This is a genomic window from Mycobacterium gordonae, assembly GCF_001417955.2.
GTDB lineage: Bacteria > Actinomycetota > Actinomycetes > Mycobacteriales > Mycobacteriaceae > Mycobacterium > Mycobacterium gordonae_B.
Genome location: NZ_LKTM01000001.1, coordinates 94,146 through 109,977 on the forward strand (window position 1 = coordinate 94,146; position 15,832 = coordinate 109,977).

Annotated in this window: 14 protein-coding genes; 5 read left to right on the plus strand and 9 right to left on the minus strand. The window is 65.9% G+C overall.

The window, feature by feature from the left end; genetic code table 11:
- Positions 1-3 precede the first annotated feature (3 nt).
- Positions 4-177 (minus strand): hypothetical protein, encoded by a 174-nt coding sequence (locus AO501_RS37645; protein ID WP_197419724.1) that lies wholly within the window; start codon positions 175-177, stop codon positions 4-6.
- An 80-nt stretch (positions 178-257) separates the two neighbouring features.
- On the opposite strand from AO501_RS37645, the gene AO501_RS00480 reads away from it, so the two are divergent.
- Both AO501_RS00480 and AO501_RS00485 read left to right on the plus strand, forming a co-directional pair.
- Positions 258-1,733 carry an amidase gene (locus AO501_RS00480; RefSeq protein ID WP_055575821.1) on the plus strand — a complete coding sequence of 492 codons (1,476 nt, stop codon included), beginning with the start codon at positions 258-260 and terminating at the stop codon, positions 1,731-1,733.
- Between the two features lie 87 nt (positions 1,734-1,820).
- Positions 1,821-2,924: a sensor domain-containing diguanylate cyclase gene (locus AO501_RS00485; RefSeq protein ID WP_231752273.1), complete on the plus strand. Its 1,104-nt coding sequence runs from the start codon at positions 1,821-1,823 to the stop codon at positions 2,922-2,924.
- A gap of 1 nt (position 2,925) precedes the next feature.
- Here the strand turns inward: AO501_RS00485 and AO501_RS00490 are convergent, their stop codons facing one another.
- Positions 2,926-3,840 carry a ribonuclease Z gene (locus AO501_RS00490; RefSeq protein WP_055575822.1) on the minus strand — a complete coding sequence of 305 codons (915 nt, stop codon included), beginning with the start codon at positions 3,838-3,840 and terminating at the stop codon, positions 2,926-2,928.
- Positions 3,841-3,858: 18 nt separating this feature from the next.
- Complete coding sequence (locus AO501_RS00495) at positions 3,859-4,461, minus strand: TetR/AcrR family transcriptional regulator (RefSeq protein WP_055575823.1); 603 nt, start codon at positions 4,459-4,461, stop codon at positions 3,859-3,861.
- A 152-nt stretch (positions 4,462-4,613) separates the two neighbouring features.
- Here AO501_RS00495 and AO501_RS00500 point away from each other — a divergent pair, with 152 nt between their 5' ends.
- Positions 4,614-5,864 (plus strand): cytochrome P450, encoded by a 1,251-nt coding sequence (locus tag AO501_RS00500; RefSeq protein WP_055575824.1) that lies wholly within the window; start codon positions 4,614-4,616, stop codon positions 5,862-5,864.
- Position 5,865: 1 nt separating this feature from the next.
- Here AO501_RS00500 and AO501_RS00505 read toward each other — a convergent pair whose 3' ends face one another.
- Complete coding sequence (locus AO501_RS00505; RefSeq protein WP_055575825.1) at positions 5,866-6,402, minus strand: TetR/AcrR family transcriptional regulator; 537 nt, start codon at positions 6,400-6,402, stop codon at positions 5,866-5,868.
- Positions 6,403-6,477: 75 nt separating this feature from the next.
- Between AO501_RS00505 and AO501_RS00510 the strand changes: the two genes are divergently transcribed.
- On the plus strand, positions 6,478-6,876 hold the full coding sequence (locus AO501_RS00510; RefSeq protein WP_055575826.1) for a hypothetical protein: 399 nt from the start codon (positions 6,478-6,480) through the stop codon (positions 6,874-6,876).
- Between the two features lie 39 nt (positions 6,877-6,915).
- Here the strand turns inward: AO501_RS00510 and AO501_RS39955 are convergent, their stop codons facing one another.
- On the minus strand, positions 6,916-7,041 hold the full coding sequence (locus AO501_RS39955; RefSeq protein ID WP_269435160.1) for a hypothetical protein: 126 nt from the start codon (positions 7,039-7,041) through the stop codon (positions 6,916-6,918).
- 102 nt (positions 7,042-7,143) lie between these two features.
- Here AO501_RS39955 and AO501_RS00515 point away from each other — a divergent pair, with 102 nt between their 5' ends.
- A complete protein-coding gene (locus AO501_RS00515) occupies positions 7,144-8,940 on the plus strand; it encodes an acyl-CoA dehydrogenase (RefSeq protein WP_055575827.1) in 1,797 nt (598 codons plus the stop codon).
- A gap of 2 nt (positions 8,941-8,942) precedes the next feature.
- Here AO501_RS00515 and AO501_RS00520 read toward each other — a convergent pair whose 3' ends face one another.
- The 4 genes from AO501_RS00520 to AO501_RS00535 all read right to left on the minus strand — a co-directional run bounded on the left by AO501_RS00520 (position 8,943) and on the right by AO501_RS00535 (position 15,447).
- The gene (locus tag AO501_RS00520; RefSeq protein WP_055575828.1) at positions 8,943-10,274 is read right to left on the minus strand and encodes a cytochrome P450; all 1,332 of its coding nucleotides are present in this window, start codon (positions 10,272-10,274) and stop codon (positions 8,943-8,945) included.
- Positions 10,271-11,584 (minus strand): hypothetical protein, encoded by a 1,314-nt coding sequence (locus tag AO501_RS00525; RefSeq protein ID WP_055576130.1) that lies wholly within the window; start codon positions 11,582-11,584, stop codon positions 10,271-10,273. The genes AO501_RS00520 and AO501_RS00525 overlap by 4 nt, the downstream gene beginning before the upstream one ends.
- 118 nt (positions 11,585-11,702) lie before the next feature.
- Positions 11,703-12,521: a thioesterase II family protein gene (locus tag AO501_RS00530; protein ID WP_082658307.1), complete on the minus strand. Its 819-nt coding sequence runs from the start codon at positions 12,519-12,521 to the stop codon at positions 11,703-11,705.
- A gap of 10 nt (positions 12,522-12,531) precedes the next feature.
- A complete protein-coding gene (locus tag AO501_RS00535; protein ID WP_055575829.1) occupies positions 12,532-15,447 on the minus strand; it encodes an RND family transporter in 2,916 nt (971 codons plus the stop codon).
- Positions 15,448-15,832: the final 385 nt, after the last annotated feature.

The window sequence follows — 15,832 nt, forward strand, 5'->3', positions numbered from 1 at the left end:
CGGCTAACGCGTGGTCTCGTCGGCGACGTCGTCGCCCGATTGCTGAGCAGCAGGCGCGTCGGGATCACCGTCCTGGTGTTCCAGTCGGTCTTCCTCCACGCGCTGCGCGGGCGTCGTCTCGCGCGCGTCCTCCGGCACCGGCGCGGCAGAGCTGTCGTCTTGCTGGTCGGGATTCATCCAGTCAGGATCGCCGCATTGACGGGTTCCGAAACCCGCGCGGCTTACCCAAAGGCGGCTTCGGCGCATACGGTCGAGCCATGAACTTTGAGGAGTACCGGACCTATGACGCCACCGGGCTGGCGAAACTGGTCGCCGACAAGGAGGTATCGCCGGCCGAGCTGCTCACGCTCGCCCGGGAGCAGGCCGCGGCCGTCAACCCGCGGATCAACGCAATCGTGCGCGATGTTCCGGCCGCGCCTGGTGACCAGCTGCAAGGCCCGTTCGCCGGTGTTCCTTTCCTGATCAAGGACCTCGCCCAGGACTACGCGGGCCTGCCCAGCTCGCAGGGATCCCGCGCCCTGATGACGACGCCCGTCGGCGAACACTCGACCATCGTGCAGCGCTGGATCGACTCCGGTCTGGTCATCTTCGGCAAGACCAACCTGCCGGAGTTCGGGGCGAAGGGAATCACTGAATCGGAGGCGTGGGGTCCGGCGCGCAATCCGTGGGACCTGCAGCGAACACCGGGCGGATCTTCGGGAGGGTCGGCAGCGGCCGTCGCCGCCGGCATCGTGCCGTGTGCGGGCGCCAACGACGGTGGTGGGTCGATTCGTATCCCGGCGGCCTGCTGCGGCCTGGTCGGTCTCAAACCAGGTCGTGGGCTCACCCCGATGGGACCGACCACCAGCGAGTCCATGCACGGCGCGGCAGTGCAGGGTGTCGTGTCACGGACCGTGCGGGACACCGCGGCAATGCTGGACGTCATCTGCGGCGGCGAGCCGTCCGGGCCCTACGTGCCCGCGCTGCCCGCCGCCCCATTCGCGGCCGCGGTGGGCCAGGACCCTGGAAAACTCCGGATCGGGGTGCGGGTGCCGTCGGCGATCACTCCGGAGCCCCACCCGGAAGCGTTTGCCGCCGTCGAGGCGACTGTGCGTGCCTTGACCGAGCTCGGACACCACGTCGAGGAACTGCCGCAGGCGCCGTACGACGACGCCGCCCTGGCCCGCGACTTCCTGCTCACCTGGTTCGTCCATCTCGCCTGGGACGTCGACGCGGCCAAACGTCTGACCGGTGCGGGCAACGACGCGTTCGAGCGCGACACGCTGATCATGGCTGCAGTGGGTCGCGCAACGAGCAGCATCGCCTACGTGGACGCCGTGGAGAGGCGTCACGAGCACACCCTCCGGTTGACCCGATTCTTCGAGTCGTATGACCTGCTGCTGACCCCAACCCTGGCCACGCCGCCGCCGAAGATCGGCGAATTCGATCTACCGGCCGTATTGCAACGCGCATCCGACGCGCTGATCAAGACGCGCACCGCCGGTCTGCTGCGTCATACCAAAATCGTCGACGACCTGGTGGAGAAGAACCTGGGCTGGGTGCCGTACACCCAACTGGCCAATCTGACCGGCCGCCCCGCGATCTCACTGCCGCTGCACTGGACTGCCGAAGGTCTGCCGCTGGGCGTCCAGTTCGTGGCACCGCTGGCTGGTGAGTCCCTGTTGATCAGCCTGGCGGCGCAACTCGAACAGGCTGTGCCGTGGTCCGAACGGGTGGCTCCCGGATTGGGGTAGTCGCCAACGCGACCGCTATCAGCAATAATCTGCGGGTCGGCCTCGGGGCAGGGGATGTGGCGGGCCGGCACCTTGACTCTGATATCGGTGGTGGCAATTAAGCGTCGACTCGGGATCTTCAGCCGGTGGCAGCGGGCGGACCAGTTCGACTGGCTCTCTGGCTACCTGGCTGCGCGCGGCATCAGTGGCGCCACCCGGGCCCTGATGGCCTTCATCTCGACGTCGCTGGTGTTGTGTCTGCTGGTCCTGTTGTTCGGCTCGGACGGCCCGCGGGGTGCGGTGCCTGTCGCCATGACCTGGGCTGCCGTCGCCGGTGGGACCGCAGGGGCGTTGCTGTGGGTCTGGCGGTGGCCGACCCGGGCACAGTCGGTGGCCTACGGCCTGACGTGCAACATCGCCGTCGCGCTGGCGTGTCTTGCGCACCCGAAGCCGCTGCCGGCGTTGATCGGATGCATCGCGTTCGCCACCTTTGGCGCGTATATGGCCTTCTTCCACACGACCGGATTCGTGCTGTACAACTTCGCGGTGGCCGCCGCTGTCGGCCTCTTCGAGGCCGGTCGGTTGGCCAAGGCGGGACACCCATCCCTCGCCGTGGTCGATTTGTGGCTGGTGGTCGAGGTCAACATCGCGTTGCCGTTGGCCATCGGGGTCCTGGTCCGCGCCCTGGCCGGAGACCTCCTTCGCGCCGACCGCGACCCGCTGACCGGCCTGCTGAACCGGCGTGCGTTCGCGCACAACGCATTGGGGATGATGCTGTCGCGCCGGGGTATCGATGCCCACCTGGTGGTGTTGGTGGTCGATCTGGACAACTTCAAAGGTCTCAATGACAACCGCGGTCATGCCGCCGGCGACTATGCGCTCGTTCAGGTCGGACAGGCGCTGCTGGCCGCCGCTGAGGAACAGGCGGTGGTGGCCCGCAGTGGGGGCGAGGAATTTCTGCTGGCCGGCACTGCCGCGAACTGCAACGCCGAGCAGCTGGCCAAACAGATATGCAATGCGATCGCGGGCTCGACGGTGGGAGTCACGGCCAGTGTCGGCACCGCCTGTGCCCGCCTCGACGAGACGACACCCGGTGACCCTCAGGCACTGCTGATCGACCTCATCACCGCTTCCGACGCCGCGATGTACCAAGCAAAGAGGCTGGGCGGCAACGGGTTCTACCACCACGAACTGTGCGGCCAACAGCGCTGACCTACAGCCGTTCGGGGACCCGTATCCGGGCCAGGTCCTCGGCGATGACGAGGTCGCCGTCGAACACCTCCGCCGCCTCGTCATGGTGTTCCCGGGTGCTGGTGTAGCGCTGAGAGAAATGGGTCAGCACCAGCCGTCGCACGCCACATTCGGCCGCGACCCGCGCGGCCTGCCGCGCCGTGAGGTGCCCGTAGCGAGCGGCCAGGTCCGAGTCCCGACTCAGAAACGTCGCCTCGATCACCAGCAGGTCCACGCCATCGGCCAGGGCATAGACCGCGTCGCACAGCCGGGTGTCCATCACGAAGGCGAACCGTTGGCCCGGCCGTGCCTCGCTGACTTCCGACAGATCCACCGTCCGTCCGCCCCAGTCGATGGAACCGGCCGCATGCAGTTGGCCGACCGCCGGACCGTCGAGCCCGAAGCGCTCCAAGAGCTCGGGGACGAATCTACGACCGTCGGGCTCGATGAGCCGATAGCCGATCGCATCGGTGGAATGCTCGAGCCGCCGTGCTTCCAGCACCCCGAAATCCCCCGCCGCCACCGGACCGTCGACGGCGACGGGCTGTGCGTAGATGTCGGCACGGTCATGAAAGACGCAGGCGTGATGCAGGCGGGCGAAGTACTGCTGGCCCGATGCGGGGAAATAGGCGTGCACCCGGTGCTGGGCCTCGTCCAGGGACAGGCGCTGGATGATCCCCGGGACGCCGAGGCAATGATCACCGTGAAAATGGGTGACGCACAACCGCGTCACGCTGCTCATCGCAACGCCGGCTAGCAGCATTTGGCGCTGAGTGCCCTCCCCGGGGTCGAACATCAGTCCTTCGCCGTCCCAGCGCAACAGGTATCCGTTCTGGTTGCGGTACCGGGTGGGCGCTTGGCTGGCGGTGCCCAGCACGATCAGTTCGCGGGCCGACATGACGCTAAACCGGGTTGTTCACAGCGTCGCCGCCGCTCCGAGTGAGGTGGCGGTCAGCGTCGCGACGATGCTGTCCTCGTCGGTGTCAATGTCCCCGTGCAGCCAGCCGATGATGAGCTCGGTCGTCCCGGCGACCAGCGCCCTGGTGGCCAGCACCCGGTCGACGCCGGGTCTGGGGTCCCCGCTGAAGGCGATCGCATGAACGGCCATGTACTCACTGAAGTCACGCACCGCGCGCTGCTGGCGTTCGCGAAGCCGCGGGTACGCCGGGCATTCCATGTACAACCGTGCGTCGGCGGGATCGGAGGCCAGGGTGTGCACGACCACCCGCACCGTGCGGGCGACGCGCTCGGCGAGCGGGGCAGTGGCCAGCACCTCCTCCATCTGCGCGTACAAGCGCCCGAACAGTTCTTCGGCGCACGCGTCGAGCAGGTCGTCTTTGGTGGCGAACTCGGTGTAGAAGTACCGCTTGCTGAGATTCGCCCGCTGCGCGACAACGTCGACGGTCAGGGGCGCCACGCCGGACTCAGCGATCAGCGCACGGGCTGCCTCCACCAGGCGTGCGCGGCGGCCCTGTGAACGCTGCTCAGGGCTCAGTCCGCCATAGGTACGGCCGGTCATAACGACATCTTGACCCATTCGCGGGCGCAGGCATAATCTAGAACGATAGCGTTCCACATAGTACGAGGTGCTGCCGTGGCTGTTGACCCGCCCCGATCGTCGTCCACCTGCAGACGCTGACATCCCTGTTACCTGCACCCTGAGGAGACACAATGAGCACCCCGATCATGGACAAGGCCGCACGGGTTCTGGCCGACCCGTCGGCCTACAGCGACGAGAAGCGGTTGCACGAGGCGCTGACTCACCTGCGGGCACACGCTCCGGTGTCCTGGGTCGATGTGGCAGGGTACCGGCCGTTCTGGGCGATCACCAAGCACGCCGACGTGATGGCGATCGAGCGCCAGAACGACCTGTTCACCAACCATCCCCGCCCGCTGCTGATGGTCACCGAGTTGGAAGAGAAGCTGCTCGCAGACCAGGAGGCGGGAATCGGCCTGCGCACCCTGATCCACATGGACGACCCTCATCACCGCGACATGCGCAAGATCGGGGTCGACTGGTTTCGCCCAAAGGCGATGCGAGCCTTGAAAACCCGCTGCGACGAACTGGCCAGGATCTACGTCGACAAGATGCTCGAGCGCGGTCCGGAGCTGGATTTCGTGCAAGAGATCGCGGTGAATTACCCGCTGTACGTGATTCTTTCGCTGCTCGGTCTGCCGGAGTCGGACTTCCCTCGGATGCTCAAGCTGACTCAGGAGATGTTCGGCGGTGACGACACCGAACTGCGCCGCGGCGAGGTCAACACCGACGTCCTTGCGACACTGCTGGACTTCTTCAACTACTTCTCCGCGTTGACCGCATCACGCCGGGAGCATCCGACCGAGGACCTGGCATCAGCGATCGCCAACGCCACCATCAACGGCGAGCCACTGTCCGACATGGACACCATCTCCTACTACGTGATCGTGGCCAGCGCCGGCCACGACACAACCAGCGCCGCGATTTCCGGCGGACTGCTGGCCCTGTTGGAGAACCCCGGTGAGCTCCGGCGACTGCAGCAGGACACTGGGCTGATGGGGACCGCGGTCGAGGAGATGATCCGCTGGGTGGTGCCAGTCAAGGAGTTCATGCGCACCGCGCAGGCCGACGCCGAAGTGCGCGGTGTGCCGATCGCGAAGGGCGAATCCGTGCTGCTGTCTTACGTTTCGGCCAACCGGGACGAAGAGGTGTTCACCGACCCGTTCCGGTTCGATGTCGGACGCGACCCCAACAAGCATCTGTCGTTCGGACACGGTGTGCATTTTTGCCTGGGAGCCGCGCTGGCTCGCCTGGAGATGAACAGCTTCTTCTCCGAACTGATACCGCGCATCAAATCCATTGAGATGGCTGATGATCCGCAATTGATCGCCACTACCTTCGTCGGCGGTCCCAAGCGCCTGCCGATTCGGTACACGCTGAGCTGAATCAGCGGGCGCCCAGCACTTTGGCGGCGCGGTCAGCTGCCGCCGGCCCGGCGAGTTGCCGCAGAAGCAGCATCCCGTCGATGAGTGCGAGGCTGGCCTCGGCTTCGGCGCGCCGCCGCTTCGTGGTACCGGTGAAGAACTCGGCCAGCCAGGTGATCCAGCCTTCGGTCAGCGGAGCGGCGAGATCGTGGTACGGCGCCACGCCAGCGGCGGCCAGACCGCAAACTTCGAAGTAGACCGCGAAGAGCGGATCGAACTCGTCTTGGGCCAATACCCGGAAGGCGGTTCGGGCCAGCTGGCGGTGGCCGTCAGCGGGCTCGACGAGTGCCTGAGCCAGTGTCTGCTGAAGCCTGTTGCCGATATCCAAGAGGACGTCGGTGACCAGGGTGGCCTTGCTGGGAAAGTAGTAGACGATCATGCGGTCGCTGGTACCAAGGTGTTTGGCCAAGCCGCCGAAGGTCAGCGAGCTGAGCCCTTGTCTCATCGCCAAGGCGACGGCGCCGTCGAGGATCTGTTCGCGCGTGTACTTGTGCCCCATTTGGCCTTGATTGTAGTCGCAACTACAGGTTAGATCTGTTTGTAGTAACCACTACAAACGGAAGGTCGGGCCCCGATGACCACAATCATGACAACCAGTCAGCACCGCGCTGCCACCGCGATGTCCGCCATGCGGATGTTCGCCGGCGGAATCTCCTGGGCTTCACCAGCACTGAGCTCGCGGGTGTTCGGGCTCGGCAAATTGCCCGAGGGCGCCAGCGTCGGACTTGTCACGCGGCTCTTTGGTGTGCGGGACCTGGTTTTGGGTGCTGCCCTGCATTACCCGGAACCAGCCGTACACAAGGCGGCGCTGCAGGCCGGGCTTATTTGCGACGCGGCCGACGTCGCCGCATCGCTGATCGCCCTGCGAGCCGGAGCACCGAAGACAACGCTGCTCGGCGCAACCGCCGGTGCCGGGCTGTTTGTGGCGCTGGGCGCTATCGCGCTGCGAGCTGCGCCGCCGAGTGCGAATTAGGCGACGGTGAATCGGCGTGTCGCGCCGTGAGATTCACACTCAGCGGGCATAGCGCGACGTGAGGTATCCCGATGCGTCGCCGAAGGACGCCGACGCGGCGACCGCCATGGCGGTCGCGCCCACACTGGAAGCCAGGTTCCACGTGTCATTGTCGGTTCGGGCCACAGCCCCGCTCCTCCCCGCGGACAGCGCCGCTTAGTTAGCTCATATAAGTTCTTCATTCCACCGTACGCTCACAGGTGAAGCAACACGGAAGGGCAAACGACCATGGCGTCCAATCTGCTGTCCCGGCGCGATCTCGATTTCCTGCTTTTCGAGTGGCTGGGGGTAGAAGACCTGCCGAAGCGGGATCGCTTCGCCGAGCATTCCCGGGAGACGTTCTCAGCGCTGCTGGATCTGTGCGAAGACCTCGCTACCCGCTACTTCGCGCCGCACAACAAGAAGAACGACGCGCAGGAGCCGACGTTCGACGGCGAGAAGGTCACCGTGATCCCCGAAGTGAAGGAGGCGTTGGACGCATTCGCCAAGGCCGACCTGCTGGCGATGAGCATGGACGACACGCTGGGCGGATGGCAGTTGCCCACCGTCGTGGCCGGCGCCGGACTCGTGTGGTTCCACGCCGCCAATGTGGCCACGGCCGGCTACGTTCTGTTGAGTCTGGCGAATGCCAACCTGCTGGCGCACTACGGCACGCCCGAGCAGATCGAGCGATTCGTCAAGCCGACCCTGGCCGGCCGCTTCACCGGCACGATGTGTCTGTCCGAGCCGCAAGCCGGTTCGTCGCTGGCCGACATCACCACCCGGGCCGAACCAGAGGACGACGGCAGCTATCGCCTGTTCGGTTCCAAGATGTGGATCTCCGGCGGCGATCACGAATTGTCGGAGAACATCGTGCATCTGGTGCTGGCCAAGATTGCCGGCGCGCCCGCGGGTACCCGCGGAATCTCGCTGTTCATCGTCCCGAAGTTCTTGGTGCAGGATGACGGAGCGGTCGGCGACCGCAACGATGTCGTGCTGGCGGGCCTCAACCACAAGATGGGATACCGCGGAATAACCAATACCGCGCTGAATTTCGGTGAAGGCAGACATCAGCCCGGCGGCCGGCCGGGCGCGGTCGGTTACCTGGTCGGCGAACCGCATCGCGGCCTCTCCTACATGTTCCACATGATGAATGAGGCGCGGCTAGGTGTCGGGCTGGGCGCGATCGCGCTGGGCTACACCGGCTATCTGAAGGCCCTGCAATATGCGCGGGAGCGCCCGCAGGGGCGGCCGGTGACCGGCAAGGACCCTGCCACGCCTCAGGTGCCGATCATCGAGCATCCCGACGTCAAGCGAATGCTGTTGGCGCAGAAGTCGTACGTCGAGGGCGCGCTGGCGCTGGCCCTCTACTGCGCTCGTCTCGTCGATATCCAGAGCAGCCCGGAGTCGGCCGCCGAAGCGGAGTCTGCTGGGCTGCTGCTGGACATCCTGACGCCGGTCGCGAAGAGCTGGCCGTCGCAGTGGTGTCTGGAAGCTAACAGCCTGGCGATCCAGGTGCACGGCGGATACGGGTACACGCGCGAATACGATGTGGAGCAACACTACCGCGACAATCGGCTCAACCCGATCCATGAAGGAACGCATGGTATTCAGAGCCTGGACCTGTTGGGCCGCAAGGTAACTCAACGCGGCGGCGCCAGCCTGGCGGAGTTGACCAAAACCGTTGCCGCGACCGTGTCACGCGCCGGCGCGATTTCCGGCGAGGTCGCTGCGATGGCGAAACAACTCGACGAGGCGTGGCAGCGTCTGGTCAGTGTCACGACCTCGATGTTCGCGGCGGGCGACGTCGATGCCGCGCTGGCCAACAGCGCGGTGTATCTCGAGGCCTTCGGCCACCTGGTCATCGCGTGGGCATGGCTGGAGCAGGCCATCGCCGCGCACGGCCGTTCCGGCGACTTCTATGACGGCAAGCGATCCGCGGCCCGCTACTTCTTCAACTACGAATTACCCCGGACCGGACCGCAACTGGATCTTCTCCAGAGACTGGACCGCACCACGCTGGAGATGCGGGACAGCTGGTTCTGACACTAGGCGGCCGCGCGACGGTGCACGATGACACGCCCTCCGCCGCTCGGCAGAAATCCCAGGCCACCGGTCCGCATCGTCTCTTCGGCCGTGGCGGCAGGATGGATCTCCATGTGGCGCAGCACCGTTCGCAACACGACGTCCATCTCCATCTTGGCGAATGCCGCCCCCGCGCAGCGCCGCGTTCCGCCGCCGAATGGAATCCAGGCGAAAGGCGACGGTTTGCCCTGGATGTAGCGCTGCGGATCAAACCGCTCGGGCTCCGGAAACGCCTCGGAGTCGTTGTGGCATGCGGAGATGCTGACGACGACGGAGTACCCGGGCGGGACGGTGTTCGGTCCCAGTTCGAACGCAGAGCCACGGACCCGGCGGCCGGAGAAATCGATGACCGAGCGGGTGCGCTGCACTTCGTATATCGTCGCGTGACGCAGGGTGCTGTCTGCGGTTTCGGCCTCGGCGACCAGCGCCGAAAGGACCTCAGGCTGGCGGCTGAGCCGCTCGAACGCCCAAGCCAGGGTGGTGGCGGTGGTCTCGTGTCCGGCGACGAGCAGGGTGAGTAGGTCATCACGGATGTCCTTGCGGGACATGACCGAACCGTCTTCGTATGAGCTGGCGAGCATCATCGAGAGGATGTCGGTGTGTTCCGCCGATTCCGGCCGCTGCTGCGCCTTGTCGATCAGGCGATCGATGACAGTGTCGTACCTGCGTCGCCACGTCGCCAAACGGCCCCACGGCGTGAAACGGCCGTAGGTCCGTCGCGGCATCGGCAGTGTCGAAAGGCGCGATCCGAGTTTCGCCCACGGCACGATGACCCGCCGCAGTTCCTCGAAGTCGTCGCCTTCGGCCCCGAACACCGCTCGCAGGATGACGTTGAGCGTGATCCCCTTCATCGCCGGCAGGGTGGCGAATTCCGTTCCCTGTGGCCAGTTCTGAATCTCGCGCAGCGTCTCCTGCTCGACGATCCGCTCAAAGTTCTTCATGTTGGCGGCATGGAAGGGTTGCGCCAGCAGCTTACGACGGCGCCGGTGCTCGGTGCCCTCCAGGCCGAAGACGGAGCCCGAACCCAGCAGGCGGCTCAGGTTGGGCTCGATAGCGCCGAGGTTGTCGCCCCGGCTCATGAAAACCTGCTTTGCCAAGCTCGGTTCAGCCACCACCACCAGTCGTCCGAACACCGGCAGGTGCAGCGTGAATGCGCCACCGTAGCGGCGAGTGAGCCACTGCGTGGTCTGCCGCCGGGCGGTGAAGAATGCGAGGCCCTGTAGCGCCCTGGGAACAATCCGGGGTGGACCCGGCGGCAGTCCGGCCGCCGGAACGGCGTTGACAACGTTCGTCATTCGACAACTCCTTCGAGGCCGAACTCGGCGAGGGTGCGCGACACCAGGTCGCGCAGCATCGGCTTCGAATTGCTGACCCCGGCCTGGTACGCGCCGACGGTGATGCACATCTTGCCGCCCAGTCGCAGGAACCACAGCGACAGTTCGCCGTGGGCGCGCTCAAGGTCTCCCCGCAGCACCCGCTGGATCACGCCGCGCCCGAAGGCGAATTCGGCCGGTGTGCCGTCGGGGCAGCCGGCCATGGCGGCCAGCTCACCGAGACTCGAGGAAGCCACGGGCAGATCACCGAAGGCGAACTCGGCCTCGGCCGCCTGCTTGAGCACCCGCCTGGGGATGAACGGCACCAGCGGGGCGAGCGGGAGGGTGGGCGAGGCCTGTTCGGGATTCTCCCGAAGCGTCTCGAACGTCTTCCTGATGGCCGCGCGGGTTTGCGCCAGGTCGATCGTCACCAGGGACGGGTCGATGCCGACGCTGACGAACGACAGCGTATTGGCCCGGGTGTCGTGTTCGGTGCGGTCGCTGAGCGGCACCTGCAGGGCGACGGCCCCGTCACCGCTCCGCCGGCGACCCAGTCGCTCCCCGAGTTTCGCCGCCAGGCCGGCGGCCAGATGGTGACTGGTGCCGCCGAGCGCCTCCGCGCGAGCATCCCAATCCTCGACATCGATATGGATGACGACCGCCGGCACCGCTACGCGCTCGTTGGGGTCAAAGCCGCCAGCGTTGTGCCGCTCGGGGATTGGATCTGGTGCGGCACCGCGTCTCCGTTGACGTGACAATCGGACCGCGGCACGGAGGGCACGTGCGGCCCCCGGGACGTCCTGGATCGTCTGGCGGGCGTCCTGCCTGACTGCTCGGAGCCGGGGCCGCGAGCTCGGGGGCGGATAACCGAGCTCGCGCCGGTTGCCCGCGGCGGCGTCCGCGATCGCGCGAACCACTCCGAGACCGTCGATCAGGCAGTGTGAGGCGACCAGGCTCACCACCGTCGTCCCGTCCGTCAGCGGGACGACGCCGAGATGCCAACCCGGGCCTCGCTCCGGATCAACTGGCAGCCGGGCGCGATTGTCGATCCAGTCCCCGAGTTCGGCTCGCGGGCGGGCGCATTCGTCGATATCGAGGGCGGTCGGCCATCTGTCCCGCACCCATCGGTCGCGCGCGAAGGGTATCGGCGACCGCTCGATGCGGCGGCCCAGTAGCCCATAGCCGAGGTTGTGGTGAAAGCGCGCCAGAGCCTCCAGGTCGATGGGGTGTTCGTACAGCCACACGCATTGGACGACGGCATCGCGGTCCATGGCGCGCAGGGTGCGGAACATGGCCTGGTCCGCCGGTGAGAGCTGATTGTCCTGCGGCTCTGCGGTGTTCGGTGAGCTGTCGGCTCGGTCTGGAGCTGTCTGAAGTCGCACTGGTGAGGTCTCCGATCGGTCTCTGTGCTCACACGTCGGTGATGACGCGGTTAGCGGCGGTATTGGTGTGTTCGTTGATGAAGAAGTGGCCGCCGTCGAAGAGGGACATCCCGAAGGAACCGTTGGTGTGGTGCGCCCAGCGCCGCAACGACCCGGCGTCGACGCGATTGTCACTGCGGCCGCCGAAGGCGTGGATGTCCGCGCGGATACGCACCCGGTCGCTGCACTCGTACCGATTGAGCGCCTGGTAGTCGCAACGAGCGGCTTCGGCCATCAACTGCGCAAACTCCTCGTCAGCCAACAGGCGCGGGTCGGTACCGCCCAAGCGGGCCAAGTCGGCGAGGAGTTCGCTTGTGCTGGTGGGCAGTTCGGGCAGCGCGGCCACCGACGAGGGTACCGGACCGGCAGACACCCAGAGCTTGTGCACGGCGATCTGATGCTGCTCGGCGATCCGGGCGAACTCGAAGGCGACGAGCGCGCCCATGCTGTGCCCGAACAATCGCAGCGGCGCCGCACGGTGCCACGGCCCAGCCTGGAACAGTTCATTCGCCAGGTCGTGAATCGTCTCGGGCGCAGGATGATTGAGCCGCTCTGCCCGCCGTGGGTACTGCACGACGAAGGTGTCGCCACCAGCCGCGAGGGCCTTCGCCAAGGTCCGGTAACTGGAAGCGGCTGCCCCGGCGTGTGGGAAGACCACGATGGCGCCGTGTTGGCTCCGCCCGGCCGGACCGGACTGGCGTTTGATCCAGGGGGCGAAATCACCTGCGGGACGCGGACGTTGAATGAAGCTCCCGCTGCTGCGCGGCGTCGGATCGGCCGCCCGGCCGAATCGGTTGTGGTTGACCATTCGTATCCTCCTACGTGCGTTGCGTTTCTGCTCGAAGTGCATTGGCCGTCGAAATTGACTTCTCCGGCGGCGGTGGCCTGGAGGGCCACCAATTGCCTCTGCCCATCAGCACCGCCAGGGCCGGCACGGTGACGGTGCGAACCAGGAAGGTGTCGAGCAGGAGGCCTGCCCCGATGATGAAGCCCGCTTGGACCATGGTGCTGATGCTGCCGAACAGCATGCCGAACATCGATGCGGCGAATATCAGTCCTGCCGAGGTGATCACGCCACCGGTGGTACCGACGGTGCGTATCACGCCGGATCGCAGTCCCCGCGGCGATTCGTCGCGAATCCGGGAGATCAACAGTAGGTTGTAGTCGGCGCCGACGGCGACGAGCACGATGAATGCCATGCCCGGGACGCTCCAGGCCAGGTCCTGACCGCCGATCAACTGGAAGGCGATGACGCCGATACCCAGCGCGGGCAGATACGAGATCACCACGGTGGCAATCAGATACAGCGGCGCGACGATCGCCCGCAGCAGCACTGCCAGGATGAGGAGGACGATGGCGATGGTCATGACGACGATGAACCGCAGGTCGTGGTTGTAGTAGTCGCGCATTTCGGTGTAGATCGGCGTCATGCCCGTCATGGCTATCGATGCGTCTGAGAGCGAGGTATTGGACTGCGCGCTTCGCGCTGTATCGGCGATCGCCGTGGTCTGATCCATCGCCTTGCTGTCGAACGGCTCCAGCTTCGACTGCACCAGATAGCGCACGGAATGGCCGTCGGGGGAGACGAACGCCGATGCCATTGCCTGGAAATCGGAGCTGGTCATGGCCTGCGGCGGAACATAGAAACCGGACATGCCGGGTTGTGAAGCATTGTTTTTCATGGAAAGTAACAGCTCGGATGCCTCGGCCAGACTGCCGCCGAGTTGCTTGGTCTGGTCGGTCAGGGCGCGCACACCGGCGGCGATTCGCTGGCTGCCGTTCGCCAGGGCGTTGGCGCCCTGCTCGAGGCCGGCGAGCTGCTGCTGCAGTTGAGTCGGGTTGAGAGCCCGCAGGGTCTGCACGGCACTGCCGAGCAGGGTCCGTAGTTGCTGTGTCGACACCCCTCGACCAAAATTGTTGTCACGGAGGGCAACCAGCCGCTGCAGCTGCTCACGCGCGTTGCTGCACACCTGGTCCGCATGACATGCGGGACTCGCCTCGAGACCGGCGAGGACTGAATCAGCCTGCGCCAGAATGGCGTTGACATCGGTGGGCGGCCGCGAACCGCTGAGCTGCTCCTGCATCCGGGTGAGTTCACCGAGCAGGCCGGAGATGCGACCGATCGCCTGACTCACCTGGTTGTGCACGGCGGTGAGTTGGTCGGCCAGCTGACGCGCGCCCGAGGTCAGTGCGTCGAGGTCGCCGCCGGCGCCGGCGATGCGGCTGGATGCGTCCGACAGCCGCCGGCCGATCTCTCCGGCCTGCCAACTCAATTTGGCCTGTTCGAGCGGTTCACCGGTCGGGCGGGTGACGCCGCGGACCATCTCGATGTCTGGCAGCTGACTGACCCGCTGAGCCATCTGCTCCAGGTCAGCCAGAGCCTTCGTGTCGCGCAGATCGTGCGGGGACCGGACGAAGATGTACTGCGGTGTGATGGAACTCGGCGGAAAGTGCCGGTCCATGGCGGCGTAGCCGACGTTGCTCTGCGCTGACGGCGGCAGGGTGGTGCGCGCGTCATAATTCGAACGCAGCAGGGGTACGCAGGCCGCCAAAGCGGCCAGGACAAGCAGGCTGCCGACCAGATGGGCCACCGGCCGCCGAACGATGTGAATGCCGGAGCGCCGCCACAAACGGCTGGTGTGGTCGCGCCTCGGGGCCGCCCAGCCGCGGCGCCCGGCAAGCACCAGTAGTGCCGGCAGGAGCGTCATCGCAGCCAGAAACGCAATGGAGATCGAAATCGCCAGCGCGGGACCCACCGTTGAAAAAACCTGCAGCCGGGTGAATGTCATGGCGAGGAAGGTGACCGCGACCGTGGCCGCCGACGCCGCGACCACCTTTCCGATGCTGGTGATCGCCGCCGCCACGGCGGCATCCGAGGCCATACCGCGCCGTAGATTCTCGTGATAGCGACTGATGAGAAAGACCGCGTAATCCACGCCGGCACCGACCATCATCGCCGTCATGAAGACGACGGTCTGTTGGGAGATACCCAGGCCGACGCCGGCTAATCCCGACACCACCTGCTGAGCCGACACGAGCGACACCCCGATGGTCAGCAATGGCAGCAGCATCGTGACGACGTTGCGGTACACCACGAACAGGATCAACAACACCATGGCGATGGTGGTGATCTCGATCACCCGCATGTCGCGCTCCCCGATATCGGCGAGCTCGGACACAGTGGCCGCGATTCCGGTCATGTTCGCGGTGAGCGTCGACCCGCTGACCGTTTCCCGGGCGGTCTCGGCGATCCGCGAATACGCTTCATTCGATCGCGGCGATCCCAACTGTCCCGCCACACCTACCGGAATGAACCAGGCTTTGTGGTCTTTGCTGGTCATCACGTCGCGCAGTGCCGGCGTCGCGATGAAATCGTGCACGCTCGCCACGTCGCGCGCGTCGGTTCGCAGCCTGTCCACCAAACTGCGGTAGACGCCCTCGTCGGCCGGCGTGAGGCCCTGCTCATTGGTGAGAACCACCAAAGCCATGTTCTGCGAATCCGGTTCGCGGAACGCGGCCGTCATCTGCCTGCTCGCGACCATCACGGGGGCATCGCGCGGCAGGATCTCTTCAGTGCGCTCCCGGATCACCTGAGTCAGCGGCGACAGCGTGACCGACAGGACAGCCGCCAGCGCCACCCAGAAGACCACGCATGCCCACGGCCAACGCACCACCAGGCGCGCAAGTCGGGGGAATATGCCTGTGGTCTGGAAACGACCACGGGATGAGCACACCCACTCCAGACTACGCGTTCGCGCGAAGTGCAACGGTTCGGCAATTGCGCACGTGCAGAACTAACTTCGAAAAACGTTGTGCTGCAGTATGAATGAAGGATGTGACCCGCGCCGAGACCGCGCGGAACCCAGTGGCGACAAGTATGCACAGCGCCCAACTCGATACGAATCCTATGAATTCGGCCGTATGCGTTTACGGCGGGTAGGTTGGGGAATCAGTAACGGGACCGTTCACTAAGCGCGGATCGCGCCATGGTCCTGCCGGGCCGGACGGCGGCCACTGGGGTCCGCCGTCGTGACCTGCTGGCCTGGCCGGTGAGGGTACCGGCCAAACCTGAATAGCCGCAGCTGATCACCGGGAAGATGTTCGTTCAGCTGATCTTTG